The 23,097-nt window shown below is 60.2% G+C and carries 19 protein-coding genes and 1 other RNA gene; 9 read left to right on the plus strand and 11 right to left on the minus strand.

Translation table 11 applies throughout. The features are described 5' to 3' along the window. Positions 1-168: 168 nt before the first annotated feature. From frr to dacB, 5 genes are all read right to left on the minus strand, one after another. Positions 169-756: a ribosome recycling factor gene (gene frr, locus VM554_11255; GenBank protein ID HVJ08953.1), complete on the minus strand. Its 588-nt coding sequence runs from the start codon at positions 754-756 to the stop codon at positions 169-171. 183 nt (positions 757-939) lie between these two features. Then, positions 940-1,848 carry a lipoyl synthase gene (lipA, locus tag VM554_11260; GenBank protein ID HVJ08954.1) on the minus strand — a complete coding sequence of 303 codons (909 nt, stop codon included), beginning with the start codon at positions 1,846-1,848 and terminating at the stop codon, positions 940-942. 46 nt (positions 1,849-1,894) lie between these two features. Further along, on the minus strand, positions 1,895-2,275 hold the full coding sequence (locus VM554_11265) for a hypothetical protein (GenBank protein HVJ08955.1): 381 nt from the start codon (positions 2,273-2,275) through the stop codon (positions 1,895-1,897). After that, positions 2,272-2,628, minus strand: a complete 357-nt coding sequence (locus tag VM554_11270) for a cytochrome c (protein HVJ08956.1) — start codon at positions 2,626-2,628, stop codon at positions 2,272-2,274. The genes VM554_11265 and VM554_11270 overlap by 4 nt, the downstream gene beginning before the upstream one ends. A 327-nt stretch (positions 2,629-2,955) precedes the next feature. Next, positions 2,956-4,617 (minus strand): D-alanyl-D-alanine carboxypeptidase/D-alanyl-D-alanine-endopeptidase, encoded by a 1,662-nt coding sequence (dacB, locus tag VM554_11275; protein HVJ08957.1) that lies wholly within the window; start codon positions 4,615-4,617, stop codon positions 2,956-2,958. A gap of 117 nt (positions 4,618-4,734) precedes the next feature. Between dacB and folP the strand changes: the two genes are divergently transcribed. After that, positions 4,735-5,628: a dihydropteroate synthase gene (folP, locus tag VM554_11280; GenBank protein ID HVJ08958.1), complete on the plus strand. Its 894-nt coding sequence runs from the start codon at positions 4,735-4,737 to the stop codon at positions 5,626-5,628. A 98-nt stretch (positions 5,629-5,726) separates the two neighbouring features. Here the strand turns inward: folP and VM554_11285 are convergent, their stop codons facing one another. From VM554_11285 to VM554_11295, 3 genes are all read right to left on the minus strand, one after another. Continuing rightward, a complete protein-coding gene (locus tag VM554_11285) occupies positions 5,727-6,308 on the minus strand; it encodes a nuclear transport factor 2 family protein (protein ID HVJ08959.1) in 582 nt (193 codons plus the stop codon). 89 nt (positions 6,309-6,397) lie between these two features. After that, on the minus strand, positions 6,398-6,685 hold the full coding sequence (locus tag VM554_11290) for a putative quinol monooxygenase (GenBank protein ID HVJ08960.1): 288 nt from the start codon (positions 6,683-6,685) through the stop codon (positions 6,398-6,400). Positions 6,686-6,761: 76 nt separating this feature from the next. Beyond that, the gene (locus VM554_11295) at positions 6,762-8,078 is read right to left on the minus strand and encodes an adenylosuccinate synthase (GenBank protein ID HVJ08961.1); all 1,317 of its coding nucleotides are present in this window, start codon (positions 8,076-8,078) and stop codon (positions 6,762-6,764) included. Between the two features lie 264 nt (positions 8,079-8,342). On the opposite strand from VM554_11295, the gene mutM reads away from it, so the two are divergent. From mutM to hpnI, 8 genes are all read left to right on the plus strand, one after another. Beyond that, positions 8,343-9,209, plus strand: a complete 867-nt coding sequence (gene mutM, locus VM554_11300; GenBank protein ID HVJ08962.1) for a bifunctional DNA-formamidopyrimidine glycosylase/DNA-(apurinic or apyrimidinic site) lyase — start codon at positions 8,343-8,345, stop codon at positions 9,207-9,209. An 823-nt stretch (positions 9,210-10,032) separates the two neighbouring features. Beyond that, the gene (locus VM554_11305) at positions 10,033-10,914 is read left to right on the plus strand and encodes a hypothetical protein (GenBank protein ID HVJ08963.1); all 882 of its coding nucleotides are present in this window, start codon (positions 10,033-10,035) and stop codon (positions 10,912-10,914) included. A gap of 111 nt (positions 10,915-11,025) precedes the next feature. After that, complete coding sequence (glyA, locus tag VM554_11310; protein ID HVJ08964.1) at positions 11,026-12,309, plus strand: serine hydroxymethyltransferase; 1,284 nt, start codon at positions 11,026-11,028, stop codon at positions 12,307-12,309. A 122-nt stretch (positions 12,310-12,431) separates the two neighbouring features. Further along, positions 12,432-12,989, plus strand: coding sequence for a hypothetical protein (locus tag VM554_11315; protein ID HVJ08965.1), 558 nt, complete (start codon positions 12,432-12,434; stop codon positions 12,987-12,989). 90 nt (positions 12,990-13,079) lie between these two features. Beyond that, positions 13,080-13,511: RNase P RNA component class A (gene rnpB, locus VM554_11320), an RNA gene on the plus strand. Between the two features lie 296 nt (positions 13,512-13,807). After that, the gene (locus tag VM554_11325; protein HVJ08966.1) at positions 13,808-15,034 is read left to right on the plus strand and encodes an ABC transporter permease; all 1,227 of its coding nucleotides are present in this window, start codon (positions 13,808-13,810) and stop codon (positions 15,032-15,034) included. 34 nt (positions 15,035-15,068) lie between these two features. Continuing rightward, positions 15,069-16,325 carry an ABC transporter permease gene (locus VM554_11330; GenBank protein ID HVJ08967.1) on the plus strand — a complete coding sequence of 419 codons (1,257 nt, stop codon included), beginning with the start codon at positions 15,069-15,071 and terminating at the stop codon, positions 16,323-16,325. Positions 16,326-16,353: 28 nt separating this feature from the next. Then, positions 16,354-17,535: a bacteriohopanetetrol glucosamine biosynthesis glycosyltransferase HpnI gene (hpnI, locus tag VM554_11335; GenBank protein ID HVJ08968.1), complete on the plus strand. Its 1,182-nt coding sequence runs from the start codon at positions 16,354-16,356 to the stop codon at positions 17,533-17,535. A gap of 250 nt (positions 17,536-17,785) precedes the next feature. Here the strand turns inward: hpnI and VM554_11340 are convergent, their stop codons facing one another. From VM554_11340 to VM554_11350, 3 genes are all read right to left on the minus strand, one after another. After that, positions 17,786-19,618: a glycosyltransferase family 39 protein gene (locus VM554_11340; GenBank protein HVJ08969.1), complete on the minus strand. Its 1,833-nt coding sequence runs from the start codon at positions 19,616-19,618 to the stop codon at positions 17,786-17,788. A gap of 89 nt (positions 19,619-19,707) precedes the next feature. Beyond that, positions 19,708-22,251 (minus strand): DUF3536 domain-containing protein, encoded by a 2,544-nt coding sequence (locus tag VM554_11345; protein HVJ08970.1) that lies wholly within the window; start codon positions 22,249-22,251, stop codon positions 19,708-19,710. A gap of 151 nt (positions 22,252-22,402) precedes the next feature. Beyond that, the gene (locus VM554_11350; protein HVJ08971.1) at positions 22,403-23,092 is read right to left on the minus strand and encodes a DNA-3-methyladenine glycosylase; all 690 of its coding nucleotides are present in this window, start codon (positions 23,090-23,092) and stop codon (positions 22,403-22,405) included. Positions 23,093-23,097 lie beyond the last annotated feature (5 nt).

A 23,097-nucleotide genomic window follows, 5' to 3' on the forward strand; every position in this document is an offset into this window, starting at 1 on the left:
GCGCCTCCCAGCCTGAAAGGCAAAACAGGCCGCCGGATTGTTTTGCCTGGCGGCCTGTTTTTTGACCCTGTCTGCGGGGGGATCCTTACGCAGATATTGTTATCCTGAACGAAGTGAAGCTTTTGGGCCGTGAAGCAAGCACTTCGTCATCCTGCGCGGAGCGAAAGATCAAATCTGCATCACTTCCGCTTCCTTCTTCTTGCTCATCTCCTCGATGCGCTTGATCTCGTCGTCCGTCAGCTTCTGAATCTCTTCCAGGGAGCGCTTCTCTTCGTCCGCCGAGATGGTTTTGTCCTTGGCGGCCTTCTTGATCGCATCGTTTCCGTCGCGGCGCAGATTGCGCAGCACGGTGCGATGCTCCTCCAGCACCTTGTTCAGGTGCTTCACCACTTCGCGGCGGCGCTCCTCCGTCATGGGAGGCACCGGCACGCGCACGATCTTGCCATCGTTCTGGGGGTTGAACCCGAGGTCTGAGGTGCGCAGCGCCTTCTCGATATCCTGAATCACGCTGGGATCGAAAGGCTGAATCACAATCATGTTCGCATCCGGGGTGGTCACCTGCCCCACCTGGTTCAGCGGCATCTCCGAGCCGTAGCAGGAAACTCTCACCTGATCCAGCATGTGGACCGAGGCGCGGCCGGTGCGTACCGATGCAAGGCTTGCCTGAAAGCCCTGGACCGCCTTATCCATCCGCGTTTTGAGTTGGCTGTACGCTTCTTTGAGAACTGGAATTCCTGCCATTATCGAGGCTGCCATGGTTGTCATCTTCCTCGCGCACCGGTTTCAGAGTGCGACTTCGTGGTGCTGATTTTATGCTACTGATTTTATGGTTCTGATTGGCTGGTGCTGATTTGGTAGCTGCAACCTTCCGCCGCGACCATCCAAAGTCCACATTTTACAGACTCCACCGGCCCTGCGTGCAACCCCGCCGGCGACAGTTTAGGCCGGCATCATCGTAATGCCGGTCGCGGCGGCCTGCTCGTGAGCGTGGTAGGACGAGCGCACCAGCGGACCGGACTCCACGTGGGCAAAGCCCATCTTCAGCGCCTCTTCCTTGAGCCAGGCAAACTCCTCCGGACGGTAATAGCGAGCCATCGGCACATGATCCTTCGACGGCCGCAGATATTGCCCAATGGTCAGGATGTCTGTGCGCACTTTAGCCAGATCGCGAAACACCGCGAGCAGTTCCTCTGTCTCTTCGCCGATGCCGACCATCACTCCGGTTTTCGTCACCATGGCCGGGTCGATCTCTTTGGCATATTCCAGCAGCCGCAGCGTCCGTTCATACCGCGCTCCGGAGCGCACGGAGCGATACAGCCTCGGCACCGTCTCGGTATTGTGGTTCAGGATCGCCGGCTTTGCCTCCACCACAATGCGGATCGCCTCTTCCTTGCCCTGAAAATCGGGAATCAGAACCTCGGTGCGGCAGCCCGGAGCCTGCCTGCGAATCTCCTCGATCACCATGGCAAAGGCTCGCGCCCCGCCCACCAGATCATCGTCGCGATTCACGCTGGTGATCACGGCATACCGCAACTGCAGTGCCGCCACTGCCTCCGCCACCCGGCGCGGCTCATCAAAGTCGATCGGCTCGGGCCGGCCCTTGGGAACAGCGCAGTAGCCGCAGCGCCGCGTGCACAGGTTGCCCAGCATCATGAAGGTTGCCGTGCGGTGGTTCCAGCACTCTCCCATGTTGGGACAATGCGCCGATTCGCAGACGGTATGCAGGTCCAGGCTGCGGGCCAGTTTCTTCAGGTCGTGGTAGTTTTCGCCCGACGGCGCGCGAGCCTTCAACCACTCCGGCTTGGGCGCGGGTACCCTGCGTTCCGTATCGATCTGGATCAGTTCCATTGGTCGTGTCCCAGTGGCTATTGTATCGCCTCGATTGCAGAGGCCCCTAGCGCAGGCGGCTCAGCACCTCTGGCCGCACCAGGTAGAGAAAGAAGACCAGGTTCACCACTGCCAGTACTCCCGTCTGCAACTGGTGAAAATGCAGCACGGAATAGACGCCAAAACACATGGAGAGGAACGCCGCCGCCAGCGCCAGCGCCCAGCCCCAGCGGCGCAACTTCAGCAGTCCCAGGCTGCCCGTCGCCAGCAGCGCACTCAGCAGCAGCACTCGCGCCGGGAAATGATGCAGCACCACACCAAATGCGCCAATTGCAGAGAGCGCCATCATCCACAACGCAATCGCCGCCAGTCCTGGCAGCAGATGCGGCTGGTCTTTCGCGTTTGCCGCGCCGCCCTTTGCCGCGCCGTCGATGGAGCCTTCCGTCATAACGTGTGCAGGTACGCCATCAGATTGTCCAGTTGCTGGTCGTTCAGCACATCGGCATAGCCCGGCATCATATTCCTGCCATGCACAATCACCGAACGAATGCGCTCATCGTTCGCCGGAGCTCCCGACGGCATATACGGCTGTTTGTACAATGCCTGCAGCCCCGGTCCATTCAGGCCCCGTGTTGTATTTGCGTAATGGCAGCGCGCGCAGCGTGCCTGGTAAACCTCGTGCCCCGCTGCTTCCTGCGGTGTCAGTTCACTCAGCGGCTTTGAGGGCGGCAACTTCTTGCAACCCGTCGCCAGCACCAGACAACTCGCGGCAACGGCAAACATCCAGCGAATTCGACCCACGAATCAACTCCTAACCCAAAACTCCAGAACGATCTCCTGGACCATCCTCCGCCACGCCGGGATACAGCGCCACGGACTTTGTCACCCCAGCGCCTCTGTCATCCCAAGCCTTGCTGCTTCTCATCCCAAGGCGCCCTTAGGATTTTTGTCACCCTGAGCGCTTCAGGTTTGTCTCCTGAGCCGCTTAAGGTTTGTCATCCTGAGCCACTTTAGGTTTGCCCCTTGAGCCGCTTTAGGTTCGTCACGCTGAGCGAAGCGAAGGACCTGCTTTTTCCCAGTACACCACAGCATATCGCGCCCTGCGCCCCATTCGCTCAACTCCCTCCCCTAATACGCTGCCGCGATAGCCTCCACAATCCTGTCGACCGTGCGGCGCTCCGCGTCGTTTCCGGGCCGCCGGTGGTTGCAGAAAATTGCAAGAATCACCGTTCTCCCGCTCGCCGCGGTTAAATATCCGCTCAGCGCATGGACGCCGCCCAGCGTCCCGGTCTTCGCCTCCAGTCGTCCCTTTACCGGAGACTGCGTGAAGCGCCCCGCCAGCGTGCCATCGACTCCCGCAACCGGCAGAGTTGCGCGATATGCCGCGCCCCACGGCTGTCGGGCCGCATACCCCAGCAGCGCCGTCGTTGCCCGGGGAGTCACCACGTCCTGCGGGGAGATGCCCGATCCGTCATAAAAGAAGAAATCGTCGCCGTCGATCCCTGCATTCAGCAGAAACTGCCGCACCACCCGCGCACCCTCCACAAAGGAGCCTTCGCCAGTCTGCGATCTCCCCAACTGTCGCAGCAGCAACTCTGCATGCAGATTCTGGCTTACCTTGTTGATTACCGTTGCCTCTTCGCTCAGGGGAGGCGAGGTGTGCACGGCCACAATCTCCTCGCCTGCCTGCAGGGGAAAGGGCAGCGAGGTCGTCCCCGCGCCCATCGTCTGAGTCCCAATCGTCTGAACCATCAGCGGCTGCAGCACGAGGGGCTTCCGCACTTCGTCCTCGAACAGCACTGTGCTCGAAGGGGGATTGTATTTCGCCAATGCTGCGCCCGATGCGCTTACGCCACGCTCGTTCAGTGCTGCGCGGAAGGCATTTGCCGCATACTCCGCGGGCTGCTCCACTGCCAATTCCAGGTGGATCGGCCTGGCTTCCGCCGGCACGGAGCCAAACAGCCGCACCCGCATGCTTCCGGCATCGCGCGCTACTCCAAGCTCTCTGTCTGTCCCCGCAGCCGAGGTCGTCCCCGCGGGCTGCCACTCCGCCACATAGTAGGGGAAGCCGTCGCGCCAACTGGCATGGATCGCATCGCCCGCATGCGTGCCCGGCTGCAACTCCAGATCGCTGACATTCTCATCCAGCGTTAGCGCGGAGACGGCCGCTCCATACTCCCACTGCAAATCGTCCCAGCCCCATCCCGTCCCATAGCGTTCGGAGAGGAAGAACGACTCATCTCCGGTGATCGGTCCATTCACCCGCCGTATTCCGCGCCGCGCCACCTGTTCTGCAAGGTCGTCCAGCGCCGCCGTGGCCAGCGGAATCACCGGTGCCACATGGCCGTTCGCCTCTTTTTGATAGGGATAGCTGCGATGCGAGAGGCTGGGGTCGCCCGTTCCTGCCAGCCGCAAGCCGCCCTGCAGAGTCCCGCTCGCGTCGATCGCGCCCTCCCGCACCACGTAGGTCCGGCTTACAAAGTTCGGCCCCAGCAGGGCGAATGCCGCAGCCGTGGTGAACAGCTTGGCGTTCGAAGCGGGCGTGAAGTATTGTGCATCGTTCAGCGCGTAGAGCGGTTGGCCATCCAGCGCGATCACGGAGATGCCCCACTGGGAGCGGCTCACCGCGACATCGCCCACCAACGACTGAATTTCAGACGCCAGGCTTCCCGGTCCAGGAACGGAGGATCGCGGCGCGGGCTGCGATGGCGGAGCCGCCTGCTCGCACCATCCCGCTCCAGCAGCCAGTGCGCACAACAACAACGAAGTGAAGATTTCGAAACGTCTCATGGCTTTCGCGGAGTGTAGCATCTTGTGCCGCTCGCGATCTGCGCATATATGCGTATGCGTGAGCGACACCCGATGGATATGGCACAGGCACCAGCGGAATCTTTAGAATGTCAGAAGATGCCATTCGCAAAACGCAGCAGACTTACCTGGCAGTTGAAGACCCAGTCCCTCGCGCTCGGCTTACGCACCCGCGTCATGGGAATCCTCAACGTCACTCCCGACTCGTTCTCCGATGGCGGACGCCACTTCCGCACCCAAGACGCGATTCAGCATGGCCTCTCCATGCTTTCCGATGGAGCTGACATTCTCGACATTGGCGGCGAATCTACGCACCCCGGCAAGGATCCCGACACCTCCGAAACGGAGCAGGCTCGCATCCTTCCCGTCATAGCAGGGATTCTCAGGGAGCATCCGTCAGCAATCCTCTCGGTGGATACCTACCACGCAGACACCGCCATCGCAGCCATTGATGCGGGTGCGGAGATCGTCAACGATGTCAGCGGCTTTCTGTGGGATGAGGCCATGGCCGCCGCCTGCGCACGCCTTGCCTGCGGAGTCATTCTCATGCACACTCGTGGCCGCCCGGGAGAGTGGAAGCACTTGCCGCCGCTGCCCCACGATCAGGTCCTCTCCCTTGTGCGGACCGAGCTTGCAGAGCGCCTGCGGCACGCCGAAGAGGCTGGTATCTCCCGCGCGCACATCCTGCTCGATCCCGGCTTCGGATTCGGCAAGGCATTCGATGCCAACTATCCTCTGCTTGCTGAGTTGGAATCGCTGCGTTCGCTCGGCCTGCCCCTGCTTGCGGCTCTCTCTCGGAAAGCATTTCTGGGCCGCACTCTGGCAGATCTTTACGGCGGAGCCGATGCCCCGGTGGAGGCGCGTGCCAATGCCTCCCTGGCCGGCATGGTGGCTGCCATCCTCGCCGGAGCCGACGTGGTGCGTGTCCACGACGTAAAGCCCGCGGTAGAAGCGGCCCGCATCGCCGATGCCGTGCTCGCCGCTGCACCATGAAATGCTGCACCATGAAATGAAGGCATGAGACAAGAAAAGGCGCCTGCAATAAAAAAGCTCCCTTCATCCGTGAGGGAGCTCTGCCGTTTTGGGTTGTTTCAGCGTTTCTGCAGGGCGTTCGGGTCGCGCATCCGGCTGGCTTCAAAGCTCACAATCTTCCACTTCCCCAGCCGGTAGTTGTAAACCCTGGTGTAGCGATAGTGGCCGCTGATGTCGCTTGCCCCGTTGCTGCCGTTGATTTCCGCCCGCGAGGTCACCACTGCTGTGTCGCCGTAGATGCGCACCTTGGTGTCGCTCATATCCATCCTGGTGATGCGCATCGTGCCTGCCTTGCGCGACGCCAGCACCTGGGCCTTGGTCTCGATGGTTCCGTTCGCGGTGATCGCGATGTAGTCATCGGCCAGCAGCTTATCCATGTCTCCCACATTGTTGTTGAGCATGGCCTGCCGCCACTGGGATTCGACGGTTTCGATCTCCTTATGCTGCTCGTGCTTATCGCTGCGGTGCGGCAGCACGCCGCCACGGGAGGGGATAGCGCTCAGAAGAAACAGCGTGACGAAGACCAGAATGCAGGCAGTCTCTTGGGGAGTCAGACGACTTGGTGGGGAGAAGCGCATGCACGTATCGGATGGTAGTCCGGCGCGGAAGAGCGCGTCAAAGAGAAACGCCCTCGCCCTCATTGAAACGTGAAACCGCAGAGTAAATCATTTTTCCGCTAACCGTGCCAGGGTTAGCGGATGTGCACCAGCATTTGTGTGGGACAGAGTGATCAGGCGACGGCCGTCAGATTCTCTGACGCCCGCTCCCGCATTAACTGGTAGAGTCCTGCGATTGCATACTTTTGAAAGTGAGGTGACGCGCGGTGAGCCTCCAGGGCTTCCTTGTCCCGATACTGCTCATAGATCAGAATCGTGTCGGGATCGTCCTCGATGAAGTGCGGGATATAGTTGACGCAACCCGGTTCCTGCCGACTCAAGGTCGCAAGGTTCTTGAGAATTTCGACAACCTGCTGCCGATCTTCCCCGGCAAATCGCATGCGAACAGTAAAGGTGACCATGTGCCTCGTCTTCCGTACTCGTCTTCGTGCGTCCCAGCTATTCCTTGCGTCTCTGGATGCTTCCTGTGGCTGCGGATCAGTTGTCCAGGCCGGCTAATGCCGCTTGAAACTCCGGCAACACCATGGTCTGGTCGCGATCCGGTCCTGTAGACACCATCCCGATCTTTGCGCCGCTCTCCCGTTCCTGGAACTTCAGGTATTCCTGCGCCAGCTTTGGCAGCTTATCAAATTCGCGGATTCCGTCCGTCGGCTGCTGCCATCCCTTTAACTTGGTATACACCGGCTTGATGGATTCCAGACCCTTCACGTCCGCCGGCACGACATCGGTAATCTTGCCGTTGATCTCGTAGCCCGTGCAAACCGGAATCTCCGCCAGGTGGTCCAGCACATCCAGCTTGGTCACCACCAGCCATTCCGTGCCATTGACGTGATTGGAGTAGCGCAGCAGAGGAATATCCAGCCAGCCGCAGCGCCTTGGACGCCCTGTTACCGCTCCATACTCCTGCCCGCGGTCGCGCAGCGTATCCCCTGCCTCGTCGAAGATCTCCGTTGGGAAGGGACCCTCGCCCACACGGGTCACATATGCCTTGGTCACGCCGATCACGGTGCCGATGTTCGTCGGACCCACACCCGTTCCCGTCACCGCTCCGCCTGCCGTAGCCGAGGAGGAGGTGACAAAGGGATAGGTTCCATGGTCAATGTCCAGCATGGTGCCCTGCGCACCCTCAAACATCACGCTGCCACCCTCGCGGATCACCGTGTTCAGCAGCACTTCCGTATCCGTCACAAAAGGAGCAACTTGTTCTGCCGCCGCCGCGTACTCCTCATACATCTTCTCCGGGTCCAGCGGATCGGTCCCGAACAGCGCATGGGCAATCGCGTTCTTCTCTTTGCAGGCTGCCTCAATGTGGGTCTTCAAGAGCTTGGAGTCCAGCAGGTCTACCACGCGCAGGCCGCTGCGCGCCATCTTGTCTTCGTAGGCCGGACCAATGCCGCGGCTGGTTGTCCCAATCTTCTGCCGTCCCGGGGCGCTCTCCGCCGCCAGTTCGATCATGCGATGGTAAGGCAGAATCACCTGTGCCCGATTGGAGACGAAAAGCTGCCGGTCGATGTCCACGCCCAGGGCTCGCAGCTTGCCAACTTCCTTCAGCAGCGCGATCGGGTCCAGCACCACGCCATTCCCGATCACCGCCCGGCAATCTGGCCGAAGCACCCCGCATGGAACCAACTGCAGGATAAACTTCTGTCCCTTGATAATGACCGTGTGACCGGCGTTGTGACCGCCAGCATAGCGTGCCACTACGGAGAAACGCTCCGAGAGCACATCGACAATCTTGCCTTTACCTTCGTCGCCCCATTGGGCGCCCAGTACGATCGCGGTTTTCGCTCGCATGAAATTCCAATACTCAGATTTCAATCTGACACACGTACCCGCCACGTCTCTGTTTCTGCTCAAGATTCCTGCAGGAGTTCGTCGGTGCAGATCCCCACACCAGGTTGGATGTCGTGTGACTCTTTGATGATATAACGCATACACCCCCCATGGACAGGGAACCTTCTGCCCCTCTCCGGTTTCGCCCATCCCTTGCAACAAAGCGTCTGAGAAGAACCGGCATCTGAGAATATAAAAAGATCCCCGAGCCTGAGAATATAAAAGATGCCCGAACTGCCCGAAGTTGAAACTGTCGCCGCAGGAGTCCATGCCAAGGTCGCCGGAGATGTGATCCAGTCCGTTTGGTTCAGCTCCCAGCGAGAGCCATTCAAGACGCCTGCCACCGAGATGGAAACCGTTCTCGCAGGTCGCCGCATCCTTCGCGTGCACCGTATCGGCAAACATATCGTCTGTGATCTTGGCTCTGGCAAGGGCCGTGGCAGCGCGCACGCGCATGTAGAAGCCCAGTGGATTGTGCACCTTGGCATGACTGGACGGCTTCTCGCCTGTAGCCCCGACGACCCCGTGGCTCCCCACACCCATGCCGTGCTGGAACTGGCCTCGGGGCGTGAGCTGCGCTTTGTCGATCCTCGCCGCTTCGGACGCCTCTCCCTTCATCCTATTAAGTCAGTTAAGGGAGAGGAGGGGGGAGCGTCCTCTGGCTTCCATGGCACGGGCCAGGAGCCTCTTTCTATTTCACCGGAGGCGTTTGCCTCCCTCTTCCATAGCCGCCGTACGCCCATCAAGGCGGCCCTGCTCAATCAGAAGCTGCTGCAGGGGGTGGGCAATATCTATGCGGACGAGAGCCTCTTCCACGCCGCCATTCGGCCGCGCCGGTTGGCTTGCCGGCTTACCCGCGCCGAGCTGGGACGCCTCCACTCCTCCCTCGTCAAGGTTCTGCGCGAGGCAATCGCCCAGGGCGGCTCCTCTGTGTCGGATTATGTGGATGCCAATGGCGCGCGGGGGTTCTTTCAGCTGCAGCACCACGTCTACCTGCGGACCGGGAAACCCTGCTTCGTCTGCGGCACTCCCATCCGAAGAATCCTGATCGGTGGCCGTGGGACGCACTACTGTCCGGCCTGCCAAAGCTGACCCGCCATTCCTGAAAACTATGGATTTACGGAAATTTAGCTCCTCGGAGTCTTCCAGAAACGGAAGAATCGCAAAGCCATCCATGCGCCAACCTTAACAAAACAAATAAAGATGGAAACGGCAGTGCGATTGCAGTATAGAGCGACAGCCAGTGACGCACACTTTAGAACCCTGGCAGTGAATAATGGGTCGAAGTGTGCGGATGGGTTCGAAAGCTATAGATCGGGATGCCAAGTCGTATCCCGGCACTGCGAGAATCCAGACAAAATTTTCGGGAGGCCAGCGACAGGCCATCAGGGATAGTCAGAGAAAGCCGCCACAGAGGCGGCTTTTCCGTTGGACCCGTCCGTAAGCCTTCTTGATCCAGGACCCGTGCCCAGAGTAGGTTCTCAAACAAAACAAAATGCGCTTGCCACGCATCTGGAGAACGGGTACTATCAGTATTGCCATTGCCTATCGAGCGGCTGACGCCACCGCATTGCGCGTGGAAACTCGCCGCGGTTCTCGAGAGTCAAAGAAGAATTCAGCTATCGCTCTTCATCCAACGCCTGAGACCGACTGCATCTGGACCAGGTAAATTTCCGCGGTGAAGCATCGTTTGAATGCGAGTTGAAATAGCGTTGCGTAACGTTCCATTAGAAAAAACGCCTCTGCTCAGTACGGTTCCTTCCCGACGCGCCCATGGCACGCAGGTTGAGCTGACCCTTTGGCGGCAACACTGTGTTTTGGAATCAATCTGAATAGCCGGCGGTTACATAGCAGAGCGGCAACTCTCTCGCCGGTTCAAGTGGCAACAACAGGTATCGCACCAGGAAGTGCAAGCATGACAACAGAGCAAAACGAGCCCCAGGCGCCGCTGGCGCAAGGGCAGGCCCCACAGGGGCAAGCGCAGGGACACCGTCGCCGCCGCCGCCGCCGCAAGGGACAAAGCGGAAGCAATCCAGCCAAAAGCCAGTCTGCTCCCCAGGCAAACGGCTCATCTCCCCAGGCCAGCCGGCCACACCCTGCAAACCAGGGACAAAAGCCAAAATCCCAAGGCAGATTCTTCCAGAAGAAATCAAATCCCGGGCAGGGACAGAACAATGCCAATCCCGGAAACGGACAGGGAAGCCGCCGCAAGAGCAAGCCTCGTCGCCAGCAGGTCTTTGTTGGCCCCATGGATCACAGCTATCGCACGGTGAATGGCAACCTGGCTGATGGCCCGCCCTCTACCATCGAACTGCGAAATGGCAATGGCAACGGGAATGGCTCCTACTACACGGAATCCGCTCCAGCCCTTCCGCCAGCCGTCATTCGCGAAGATGCCCCCACCCGCATCTTCTGCTTTATCGATGACCTCTTTTTCCTTGCCAAAATTCAGGAGACGGCGCGCAAACTCGGCGTCAAGGTCGGCTTCGTCAAGGCGGAGAAGGACATAGTGGCCCGGCTCAGCGATACACCGGAAGACGAGCGTCCTTCGCTCATCATCTTTGACCTGAACAATGCCAACGCCAAGCCGCTCTCGCTTATTCCCAAATTCAAGTCAAAGCTCAAGAAGGGTACCTCGGTGATCGGATTCCTCTCCCATCTCCAGAGCGACCTCAAGGCCAAGGCTATTGAGGCGGGCTGCGACACGGTGATGCCGCGTTCGGCGTTCTCGCAGAATCTTCCCAACCTTCTGCGCCGCCACGGCCTTACCGAAGAGCTTGAAGTGGCCGAAGCCTAAGTTCCTGACATGCTCTAAAGCCATCCAGGCTGGGGAAAACCGAAGCGCTCCTGTAAAAGGGGCGCTTTCGTTTTGTCCCCAACCGCCGCCAATTGCTCTAAAATTAATTTCATGTCTTCATCGATGCAACTTCCTCTTGCCCAGGTCGATCCGCAGATCGCGGCTGCCATTGAGAACGAAACCCGACGTCAGCACGAAGGGCTGGAGATGATTGCCTCCGAAAACTTCGTCAGCCAGGCCGTGCTCGAAGCCGCCGGTTCCGTCTTCACCAACAAGTATGCCGAGGGGTATCCCGGCAGGCGTTACTACGGTGGATGCGAGTATGCCGACCTCGTCGAAAGCCTCGCCCGCGACCGTGCCAAGGAGATCTTCGGCGCCGAGCACGTGAATGTGCAGCCTCACTCCGGCTCCCAGGCCAATGCCGCTGCCTATATGTCCGTCTTGCAGCCCGGCGATAAGATACTCGGCCTCGATCTGGCCCATGGCGGCCATCTCACGCACGGGCATAAGCTGAACTTCTCCGGCAAGCTTTACCACGTGGCTTCCTACGGCGTTCGCCGGGATACCGAGGTTGTCGATTATGACGAACTCGAGCAGATCGCGGAGCGCGAGCACCCCAAACTCATCATCGGTGGCGGCAGTGCTTATCCCCGCCTATGGGATTTTGCCCGTATGCGCCAGATCGCCGATAAGGTTGGAGCCATCTACCTGGTGGATATGGCGCACTTTGCCGGACTGGTTGCCGGCGGCGTGCATCCTTCTCCCGTGCCCCACGCGCACATCGTCACTACAACGACCCATAAGACGCTCCGCGGTCCTCGCGCCGGCATGATCCTTTCCCAGGCGCAGTTCGCCAAGGAGATCGACCGCTGCGTCTTCCCTGGCCAGCAGGGAGGTCCGCTGGTGCACATCATCGCCGCCAAGGCAGTTGCTTTCCATGAGGCGCAACAGCCGGAGTTCAAGCAGTACGCCGCGCAGATCGTCAAGAACGCCAAGGCGCTCGCCGAGTCGCTGAGCGCTGAGGGCTACCGCCTGGTTGCTGGCGGCACGGATACCCACCTCATTCTGATGGATGTCTTCGTCAAGGGTATCCTCGGTAATGAGGCCGAGTTCGCGCTGGGCGAGGCCGGTATCACGGTCAATAAGAACGCCATTCCCTACGACACCAATCCACCGATGAAGCCAAGCGGCATCCGCATCGGCACGCCCGCGCTCACCACCCGCGGCATGAAGGAAGCGGAGATGAAGATCATCGGCAAGTGGATCACCGAGGCGCTCAATCACCGCAGCGATCCCCAGGCCCTTGCCCGCATCAAGCGCGATGTCCTTGCCCTGGCCGAGCAGTTTCCCCTCTATAGCTGGCGCCGGACGCCAGAGGCAGTCGCCGCCAACTAACCGGCGATTCGCTTTAATGCCCACAGAGGCCGGATGGCGCATGCCGCTCGCCGGCCCTCTTTTTTGAGGATTGTTTTTATGCCGCGGGCCGGGCTGCCGGTCCTCGTGATTTAATTCCTCCCATGCATCTCACCGGGACGTTGATCCTGCTGATTTTCTCTGTTCTTGCCGCGGCGCTGCTCTTCCTGCTGGTGCATCTCACCAGCCTCGGCCATCTCATTCACACTCATATTGCAGACCGGCCGCGCCGCAGAATGTTCTACGCCTCGGTCAGTTTTTTCGTTACCTTTTCCGGGTTGCGCCTGCTGGTCTTCGCCATCGTGCACCACGTGGGCCCCTTTCACTGGGTGGAGATCGGTGGCCGCCATATCCATCACCTTGTCTGGGGAATCCTGCTGCTGCTTGCGCTCGGCTATGGCTGGCTGGCGGAGATTGACCAGGGCGACAGTCCGTCGGTTGTCCTGCTCAGCCGTCTCATGTCCGTGATCTATGGTGTGGCCGCCGCGCTCACGCTCGACGAGTTCGCCCTGTGGTTCAATCTTGAGGACGTGTATTGGGCCCCGGAAGGCCGGGAGAGCATCGATGCAGTCATCCTCTTCGGCTCCCTGTTGTCGATCGCTGCCTGGGGCGCGCCGCTTTTTTCCGCCCTGCTCAGGCCGCGCAAAGTCGCGCAAAAATAACCGGGAGCGTCCAGGCCTGGTTGCAACAATATCCAAAGCAGTGGAGCGGAGGGAGCCAGAACGGCGGCCTTCGCTGATAAGATAGCCTTGCAGGCGGGCTGGGCGGTCGCTGCCGGGACGCGCAAGCGCCTCGGGAGAGGAAAGTCCGAACTCCGCAGGGCAGTGTGCCGGATAACGTCCGGGATTCCGGCTTCAAGGCCGGAAGACGGCCAGTGCCACAGAAAAAATACCGCCGGCCGCGCAAGCGGCAGGTAAGGGTGAAAAGGTGCGGTAAGAGCGCACCGCCCCGGCTGTAAAGTCGGGGGCAGGGTAAACCCCACACGGAGCAAGACCAAATAGGGAGGGAATTCGCGGCTTGACCCACTGCCGCGAGTGCGTGCCGGCCCGGCGCGCCCAGGCGGGTCGCCACCTGCAAAGGTGGGCGCCGAAACCTCCGGGTAGGTTGCTGGAGCGCCGCAGTAATGCGTCGCCTAGAGGAATGACCGTCCTCGACAGAATTCGGCTTACAGGCTCGTCTGCGAGCCCTGGCCCCGCGCCCCGGAAACGAGGCCGGGGCCACCGTCTTCCTCCCACAGTTGCCACGCCGCGGTCTTTTTTGCTCCCTGCCTCGTCCATGTCTGCAGCGAATCAGTGCCATCTCTGCAACAATCAGGGAACCGGGAACTCAGCCGTAGCGTACCTTCCAGAGGAGAAGTGTCTGCTCTGCCGATTGAGCCATCCGAGACAGCTCTGCATATCGCAACGATCCGGGGTGCGCTGGCTAAACCGATCGACCGGCTATACCAGGCGCAGGAAGTGCCAGGCATCCTAACGCAGCTATGAATATTTTTGAGGCAGTCAAAATATCGCTGAAGTCGCTCTGGGCGAGCAAGCTGCGCTCCATCCTCACGCTGCTCGGAGTCGTCATCGGCGTTTCCTCGGTCATCGCCGTGATCACGCTGGTCAATGGAGCGAATAAGTTCGTCGCCACCAAAATATCCGGCTATGGTTCCGATACCTTCACCATCAAGAAGACCCCCTCCGTCATCACCAGCGGGGAAGAGTGGCTCAAGTTCCAGAAGCGCAAGAACATCAAGATCGACGACTACAATGCCATCCGCGAGAACTGCAAGCTCTGCATCACTACCGGAGCGATGATCGGCGACACGACCCGCGTCGTCTATGGCAAGCAGTCCAGCACCGGGACCAACCTTCGCGGCTGGACGTGGACCATGCCCGGCATCTCCAACCTCAACGTGGTGGAGGGCCGCTCCCTAACCGAGATGGACGAGAAGCAGGCCCTGCACGTCGCGATCATCGGGTATGACATCATCGATAACCTCATGCCGGGCATCGATCCCATCGGCAAGGAGATTCGCGTCGATGGCGTCCCCTACACCGTCGTTGGAGTTGGCGAGCGCCAGGGAAAGACCCTCGGCAACAGTCAGGACAACTACGTCGATATCCCGCTCTCCAGCTACATGCAGACGCATGGCACGAACACCACCATCGACATCTATGCCAAGGCCGGCACTGCGCCCGGTGCGCTCTCCAATGCCTCTGACGAGGCCCGCGTCATCATGCGCGCGCGCCGCCACGACGCTCCCGGCAGCGAGGACAGCTTTTCGGTCGAGACGAATGACACTTTTGTCGGCATCTGGAAGAGCATCAGCTCCACCTTTGCCGCCGTCGTGGTCGGCATCGCCTCCATCTCCCTGGTCGTTGGCGGCATCGTGATCATGAACATCATGCTTGTCTCCGTCACCGAGCGCACCCGCGAGATCGGCGTTCGCAAAGCCCTCGGGGCAAAGCGCAAAGACGTCATGCTCCAGTTTCTGATTGAGTCCGGAACCATGTCGATGATTGGTGGGATCATCGGCGTCATGCTTGGCGTCGGCACCGCCAAGGCCATTACGCTGATCGTCGGTTTTCCCACCGACGTGCAGATCTGGTCGGTTCTGCTCGGTCTATTTATGGCCACCGCGGTGGGCGTCTTCTTTGGCGTCTACCCGGCTCGCAAGGCCGCCACATTGGATCCTATCGTTGCGCTTCGGTCGGAGCTGTAGGGCATGAAAAACAGAGGCTCTGTGAAAGGGAAGCATGAAGCTGAGTGACTCCAGGGAAGCCGTCCGTATGGCGCTTGAGACCTTGCGTACCAACAAGCTGCGCTCCGGGCTCACCATCCTCGGCATCGTCATCGGAGTCACCACCGTCATTGCGATCTCCTCGGTCATCAATGGTCTCAACAACAATATTCAAACGCTGGTCAACTCGATTGGCACGAACATTATCTGGGTCTTCCACATGCCGGTGATCGGCGTGCGCCCTACCACCGAACAGCTCAGCCGCAAGAAGCTCACGATCGAGGATGCCGAGGCCATGAAGGCTCTGCCCCACGTCGTGGCTGTTGATCCCAGCAAGACGTATCAGGATTTCCGCTTCAACCTGGGTAGCGTCAGCCTGAAATATGGGAAGAAGAAGCTCCAGCACACCATTCTCTTTGGCACTACGGCGGCAGTTTCCGACGTCAATGATCTTGTCCTGACCGCTGGCCGCATGTACAACGCAGATGAAAATGTGCGGCGAGCCAACGTCGTCGTGCTCGGCCACGATGCGGCAGAGGAGATCTTCGACCGCGAAGATCCGCTGGGCAAGGAAGTGAATATCGACGGCGAACTCTTCACCGTCATCGGCGTGCTCGACAAGCAGAAGCGAGCCTTCGGCACGGGCAAGAATCCCAACGACAACAGCGCCTATATGCCCGTCTCCTCCTTCAATAAACTGCATCCTGAAATCAAGGACGTCTGGATCAGCGTCAAGTACGACGATCCGGCAAACAAGGCCCTCGTCCAGGATGAGCTCCGCGAGCTTCTCCGGCGCCGGCGCAAGATCCGCGTCGAGCAGGCGGATAACTTTGAGGTCTTCAGTCCCGACGCAATCACCCGCCTGTGGACGCAGATCACCAGCGGCCTCTTCGGATTCATGATCGCCGTCTCCAGCGTCGGCCTGATGGTTGGCGGCGTCGGCGTGATGAACATCATGCTGGTCTCCGTCACCGAGCGCACCCGCGAGATCGGTGTCCGCAAAGCCATCGGAGCCACCAAGAAAAATGTTCTGCTCCAGTTCACGCTGGAGGCGATAACCCTCTGTGCCGTGGGTGGCGTCCTCGGTGTCGTGGCCGGAGCCATCATCACCTTCATTGTCCGCATGGCTATAGCCTCGCTTCCCGCATCCATGTCCGGGGTGTGGGCGTTGATCGGTTTTTCGGTCTCCTGCGCGATCGGCCTGCTCTTCGGCATCTACCCGGCATGGAAGGCTGCGAGCCTCGATCCCATTGAGGCTCTTCGTTACGAGTAGTGCGTCAGTTAAACTGTGAACTGACTCTATGCTTGCAACAGCGGTGGAAGCCATCACGACCGTACTGACCTTGTCGGGCCTGGGTTACTACCTGCTCGCCTTGTGGAGCGCGCGCGACTTCCACCGCAGCCTCTCCCGGCCCCAGCCTGTCTTTCATCCCCCGGTCAGTATCCTCAAACCGGTCAAGGGACTCGATCCCGAGATGTATGCCAGCTTTGCCAGCCACTGCCGCCAGGACTACCCCGGCGAGTATGAGATTCTCTTCGGTGTAAGCAGCATGGACGATCCTGCCGTCGCTGCCGTCCGGCAACTGCAGGCCGAGTTTCCCCAGCGGGAGATCCATCTCATCCTGTGCCCGGAGATCCGCGGGGCCAATGGCAAGGTCAGCAACCTTACCCAGATCCTTCCGCATGCGCGCTACGACTATCTGCTCATCAACGACAGCGATATCAAGGTAACGCCGCAATATCTGTCGCGCATCCTCGCGGGCTTCCAGATGCCGCAATCGCCCGAAGCCCGGGTCGGCATGGTCACCGCTGCCTATCGTGGCCGCGCCGCAAAGACCATTGGCTCCCGTATGGAGGCGCTTGGTATCTCCACCGATTTCATCGCCGGAGTCCTTACCGCGCGCAAGATTGAGAACGGCATCCACTTCGGCCTGGGCTCAACTCTTGCCGTTTCCCGCGAGGCGCTCGACGCCTCCGGAGGGCTGCTGCCCCTGGTCGATTACCTGGCCGATGATTTTGAACTGGGACTTCGCATCGCGAACGCGGGCTATCAGGTTGTCCTCAGCACTGAGGTGGTGGAAACCTTTCTGCCCGCCTATGACTTCAGCCATTTCCTCGCGCATCAGTTACGCTGGTCTCGCAGCACCCGCGATTCGCGCAAACTCGGCTATGCCGGCGTGATGTTTACGTTCGGCCTGCCCTGGGCCATCGCCAACATCATTGCCTCAGGATGCAGCCTGCCCAGCCTTGCGATCTTCAGCATCACCCTGGCCGCACGTGTCGCCCTTGCGCTCAACGTCGGTGTCGGCATCCTCAACGACCGCCAGGTTCTGCGCGATCTGTGGCTGCTGGTGCCGCGTGACATTGCGGGCCTTGGCATCTGGATCTGGAGCTACGCTGGCCACACCATCGCCTGGCGCGGAGAACACTTCTATCTGCGCAACGGCAAGCTGGAACGCCTGACCCCGCGCGCCGAAGCCTAGCGGCCTGTTAACCCTATCTGAGCGGGGGCGACGGGAGCCGTTTTTTTAGAGTTCTTGGGGTGAGGTTCGCCGCACAAGGTGTCTGCTAGAGACGAAGGACAACGAAATCAGGAAAATCAGCTAGGTTTTGTCATCCCGAGCCTCATCTAGTTTTGTCATCCTGAGCGAAGCGAAGGATCTGCTTCATAACGCAAAAACCGCGCCATACCTCGTTGTCATCCCAGGAGGGTGGACCCGTCAAATTCAGCCCCTAAAATTCGGCTCCGCCCGAGTTGGGTTCGTTACTGACAATCTCTTTGCCGCCGCTCTTCGCTACCACGTAACTCGGCCCCGGCACGGGAGGCATCTTGCCTGCCTCGGTAAACACGAAGACCCGCTCCGGCCCGTTCCATCGTTCTGCCAGCCAGTCCTCGTGTTTGAAGATGTCCGGTGCATCGGAGAAGAACGAGCCATACCAGAGATTTGAGCTTCTGCCGTTCAGGATGTAGACCTGTCGATCCAGGTAAAACGCAACCGACGATCCGGCCTCATACTCGCTGTTCAGCACCACGAGATCTTCTGGAGCCAGTTCGGCGCGAATCGCCAGCGCCAGCACCTGCGACGAGAGCACCGGCGAAAAGATCGCCAGCGCGATGTGCGCAGCGATCAGGATCCCGCACATCATCCCCACCAGGAAGCAGTTTGCGAGTCGCCGCTTGTCCTTGAAGCGCAGCCACAGGTTCGTCATGGTTCCCACCACCAGCGACAGCGCCACCAGCACCAACGGCAGCCGGAAGGCTCCCATTGCATCCAGGTTCAGATCGAGAAAGTGCCCAAACGACAGGGCATAGTCCTCGGGATGCTGGTTCAGCAGGGTAGAGAGATCGGTTCCCGGAGCTGGTGTATGCCCCCGCAGCGCAAGGTAGATTGCCATTCCCGCGCCAACCATGCCGAAGGCAAACAGCCATCTTGCAATGCGCAATCCGGTTTCGCCCTGTACCTCTTTCTCGTCGGCGGCCAGCCAGCCAGCCGCCAGCAGCGCCACCGCCGGCAACGCGGGCAGCACGTAGTACTCCTGCCGCGTGGAGAAGCTGAAGAAGAGCATGATCACCAGGAACCAGAGCGTCAGAAAGACTCTGCGCTGATCCGCTCGGTCGAGCGGCTGCCTGGCCAGAGCCTTGCGAAAGGGAACCCGCAACAGCGGCCGGATCGCGAAGGCAAACCACGGCACCATCCATATCAGCAGCAGGCCCCAGAAAAGCAGCAGGGGCACCGTGTCGTAGTCCCGCGGAATCCGCAGGTTCAGGAAGCGCAGCACATGCTCATTGACGAAGTAAAACCAGAAGAATCCCCGGACGTTTCCCTGCGTCGGCAGCAGGCCCACGGGGTGCCCCTGCGTGGGATTCGCCAGCCCCGCCAGAATGTGCCATGGCACCGCGATCAGCAGGAAGACTACGACGCCGACCGCCACGTGCCAGCGAAAGAGGTGCTTCAGATTGCGCGTGATCAGCAGGAAGAGGAACACCACGGCCAGCGGAAACAGGATGCCGATGATGCCCTTCGTCAGCACATTCAGGGCGCAGGCGACACCAAACCCGACAGCGGTCCATAGGGAAGGCCGCTCCTCATACAGGGACCGCCAGAAGAAAAACATCGCCAGCGTCATCCACAGGCACAGCATGACATCCGGCAGAATCAGGTGGCCAAAGATAAAGATGCCGACCGAGGTCATCAGCAGGAGTGCCGCGTAGAAGCCTGCCGCGGTGTTCGCGAACATTCGCTCACCCAGCAGAAAGATTACGAAGAACAGGGCCAGCGAGTAGAGCGCCAAGGGCAGGCGCGCGGACCAGTCCGACACTCCGAACAGGCGGAAGCTTGCCGCCATGCTCCAGTACATCAGCGGAGCCTTCTCGAGGTAGCGGATGCCGTTTGCGTGCAATGTTGTCCAGTCGTGGCTGACAACCATCTCACGCGCCACCTCGGCATGCACCGAGTCCGCGTCGTCCAGCAGCGGAGGAACAAACAGAGAGAACGAGGCGTACAACAGAACCCACACACCCAGGATTCCGAGAAGAAGCCGCTTTGCCGTTTTCAGTGCTGCCATCGAGGGACTCGCTCCGTACGTCAGACTGGCAAGCCAGTCCCGCCGATTATAGATTCCGCCGTGACCAAACGCCGAACATTACAGGGCTTCTACTTCGCCGTGACCTGAGCCCGGCTTCCCCCATTCTCGTCCCCATTCTCCGGCATCTCTTCCTCCACCACCAGCTCGTCCACGGAGATGTCGAGCAGGGTTCCCAACTCGTGAAAGCTCGCGGTCCACAGCTCCCGGTCGATCGGAGCCAGAGTCGCAACCTCTGCGCGGGAGATCATCAGAGTGTCATGCCAGATGTTCTGCGCCTGCCATAGGTTCAGTTCAAACGGCAACACCCGCAGCGCACGGGCGATGACCACCGCGTTATTGAGCGCGGTCGTATCCATCGGTTTGGCGTGCAACTGCACCATGGCGCGCTTCATGCGTTGATCGGCAAGATAGCTCAGGAGGTTGGTATCGAGCGTCACCACATCGGCGGCTGCCTGGCCCAGCAGCGAGCGCATCTGGATCGCATCGATCGGATCGCTCTCCAGAGCGTTCCGCAGTCCTGCATTGATGGCAAACCCTGCTGCCAGGCTGAGTGCCGGGGGCTTCGGCAAGCCGCTTTCGCTCAGGAAGTGCAACAGCGAGGCATGCGCCTCGTAGATCGTGCAAAGACTGTTCTCTACCTCCCGCAGGGTGGAGTTCAGAATCAGTTGCAGAATGCGTCTCTGCTCGTCGGTAAACAGCGAGGTCAGCGAATAGCCCGCGGTGCCGAAGTAGCGGTCGACGATCCGCACCACCTGGGGCAAATCTGCATGCAACGCTGCTGTTTGCACGCTTTCGAGAAGCCGCGCGTACTCTTCGGCTTCCCCTGTGTAGCGCCTGACTCCCGCGCTGATGTTCTGGTCGCCAAAGTGGAGCACGGCAAAGGAAAGATCCTTCCACTCGCAGGTGATCCTTGACGTCACTCGCGCCCGGCCCACCACCACCCGGCCATGGCCGGAGGTAAGGACCTCGTAGGCCTGGCGGTGAATCTTGTAACAAAACAGCTGCGTATCTTCCGGGTAGGTGTCGAACACCGAACTGATGGCGTAGTGGGCGCCCACTTTCTCCAGGTCTACCTGCATCTTCTTCACTCTGCGCCGGTAGATCTCGAATCCATCGCCTTCCTTGGGATCGTTGCTCTTCGCCTCCCGCAGACGGAGCAGGAATTCCGTCTCCAGCAGCGCCCCTGTCTCGGGAAAGATCTCGCTGGCCAACTGAATCATCCGGCTCGCATAGGAGATGACCTGCACCGTCTCAATGCCGGAGATGTCATCGAAGAACCATCCGCAGCTGGTATACATCAGCTGCGCCTGCCGCTGAATCTCCATCAGCTTCAGAGCGGTTATGCGATCGCTTTCCGAGAGGCGCGCCCTGCCATACCGCGCAAAAAATCGCTCCACAGAGGCTCGGCTGCGATCGAGAATCACATCAATATACGCATCCCGTGCCGCCCAGACATCCTCGAACAGGCGGTCGCCCAACTGCCGGGTTGGCGCAATCACCGCATCGCGCAGCGCGTCCAGCGCCTCTCGCAGCGGCTTGCGCCACTTCTGGTTCCACCCCGGGTGGCCGCCATTGCAGCCGCAGTCGGAGCGCCAGCGCTCGACACCGTGGGAGCAGCTCCAGCTTGTGTTTTCCACGATCTGCGCCTCATACGTCGGCGGCGCAATGGTCAGGTACTCCCCATAGTTGGTCAGCTTCGCCCACTGCTGATCCTCAATCGACTTCAGCGCATACGAGAGGGCCATCTCCCCATGGCGATGGTGGTGCCCATAGCTCTCGCCATCGGTAGCTACATGCACCAGTTGAGGACCAGTGGCATCTTCAGCGAAGCCCTCCATCAGCCGTGCCGCAAAGGCCTCTCCGCTGTTCAGTAATCCTTCAAAGGCAATCGCCCGGGATCGCGGCCCGTCGTAGAAAAACACCGCGAGGCTGCGGCCGCTGGGGAAGCGCACCAGGTAGGGCATGGTCGTGTCGACCGTTGCGTGAGGGGTCTCCGTCCACTCAGCCTCTTCCGCCTCGCCGATCTCCTCGTCTTCCATTGCCAGCGGCCGGACCCGCGCACACTGGTGCGGCGCCAGAACGGTGAACAGGATGCCATGCTCGGCCAATAATTCCAGCGTCTCGGAGTCCGCTGCCGTCTCCGCCAGCCACATGCCCTCCGGCTTGCGCTGGAAGCGTTTTTCGAAGTCCGCGATTCCCCAGCGGATCTGGGTCTGCTTGTCCTGCCTGGAAGCCAGCGGCAGGATCGCGTGGTTGTATACCTGCGCCATCGCCGAGCCGTGGCCGCCGAAGCGGCCCTGACTCAATCGGTCCCCCTCGAGAATCATGCGGTAGGTTCGGGGCGCATTCTCCTCCAGCCACGACAGCAGCGTGGGCCCGAAATCAAAGCTGATCCGGGAGTAGTTGTTCAGAATGCGGATGATCTGTTTCCTGCCGTTGATGATGCGCGAGGCCCCATTCACCGCATAACATTCGGCGGTGATGCGGTCATTCCAGTCGTGGTATGGCGCGGCGCCATCCTGGATCTCGACCGTCTCCAGCCAGGCATTCTCCCGCGGCGGCTGATAAAAATGGCCGTGCGTGCAGATGTAGCGCGTTTCTGCAGAGTTCATGAGGATCCTTTACCCCTCTAGAGTACTTCCTCATCTGGCAGGGCTGCGGCGCATAGGTATCTCCCGATGCTCCCGGAGAAGCAGACAAAGACTGGCCGACGGACTAACTTACTGATTCCAAAAAGGCCCCCAAAAAGCGACCGGAAGGGATCTAGGAAGGGATCATCGTTCCGTCTGCCAGATCGCAGGCCCGCCAAAGGTACCAGCTTGCCACGGAGCGCCACGGCTTCCACCGCTTGCCGCGTTTCTCCATCTCCGCCGGAGTTGGCAGCATCGCCGCCGTTACCGTCTTCTCTCCCTTCGGCAGCTTGCCAAAGGTCAGGGCAAATCCCCGCCGTACTCCGTAGTCGCTTACCGGCAGCACATCCGGTCGTCCCAGGCGGAAGATCAGCAGCATCTCCACGGTCCAGGGTCCGATGCCTCGCACCTCAGTCAGGCGCTCGACGATCTCCGCATCGCTCAGACGGCGAATCTGCGCCAGCGTGGGCACGGTTCCATCCAGCGTCTTCGCCGCCAGGTCGCGGATCGCCAGGGTCTTTGCGGCGGAGAGGCCGGCTGCGCGCAGCAATTCGTCCGGAACAGCAACTATCTGCTCCGGTTGGGGATGAATTTCTCCAAATATCGTCAGTAGTCGGCGCAAAATAGCCGCAGCAGCTTTGCCGTGGAGTTGCTGATACACAATCGACTCCAGCAGCGCCTCGAACGGGGAGTGCGAGCTTTTCGTCCGCAGAGTGAAAGGACCCGCCTGCGCAATCAGCCGTCCCAGCCGAGGGTCAGCCTGCGCCAGTTGTTCACAGGCAAGGGACGCGTTGTACCGTACTGGACGACGGCCATCGTTCATACCAG

This window comes from Acidisarcina sp., assembly GCA_035539175.1.
Taxonomy (GTDB): domain Bacteria; phylum Acidobacteriota; class Terriglobia; order Terriglobales; family Acidobacteriaceae; genus JANXZS01.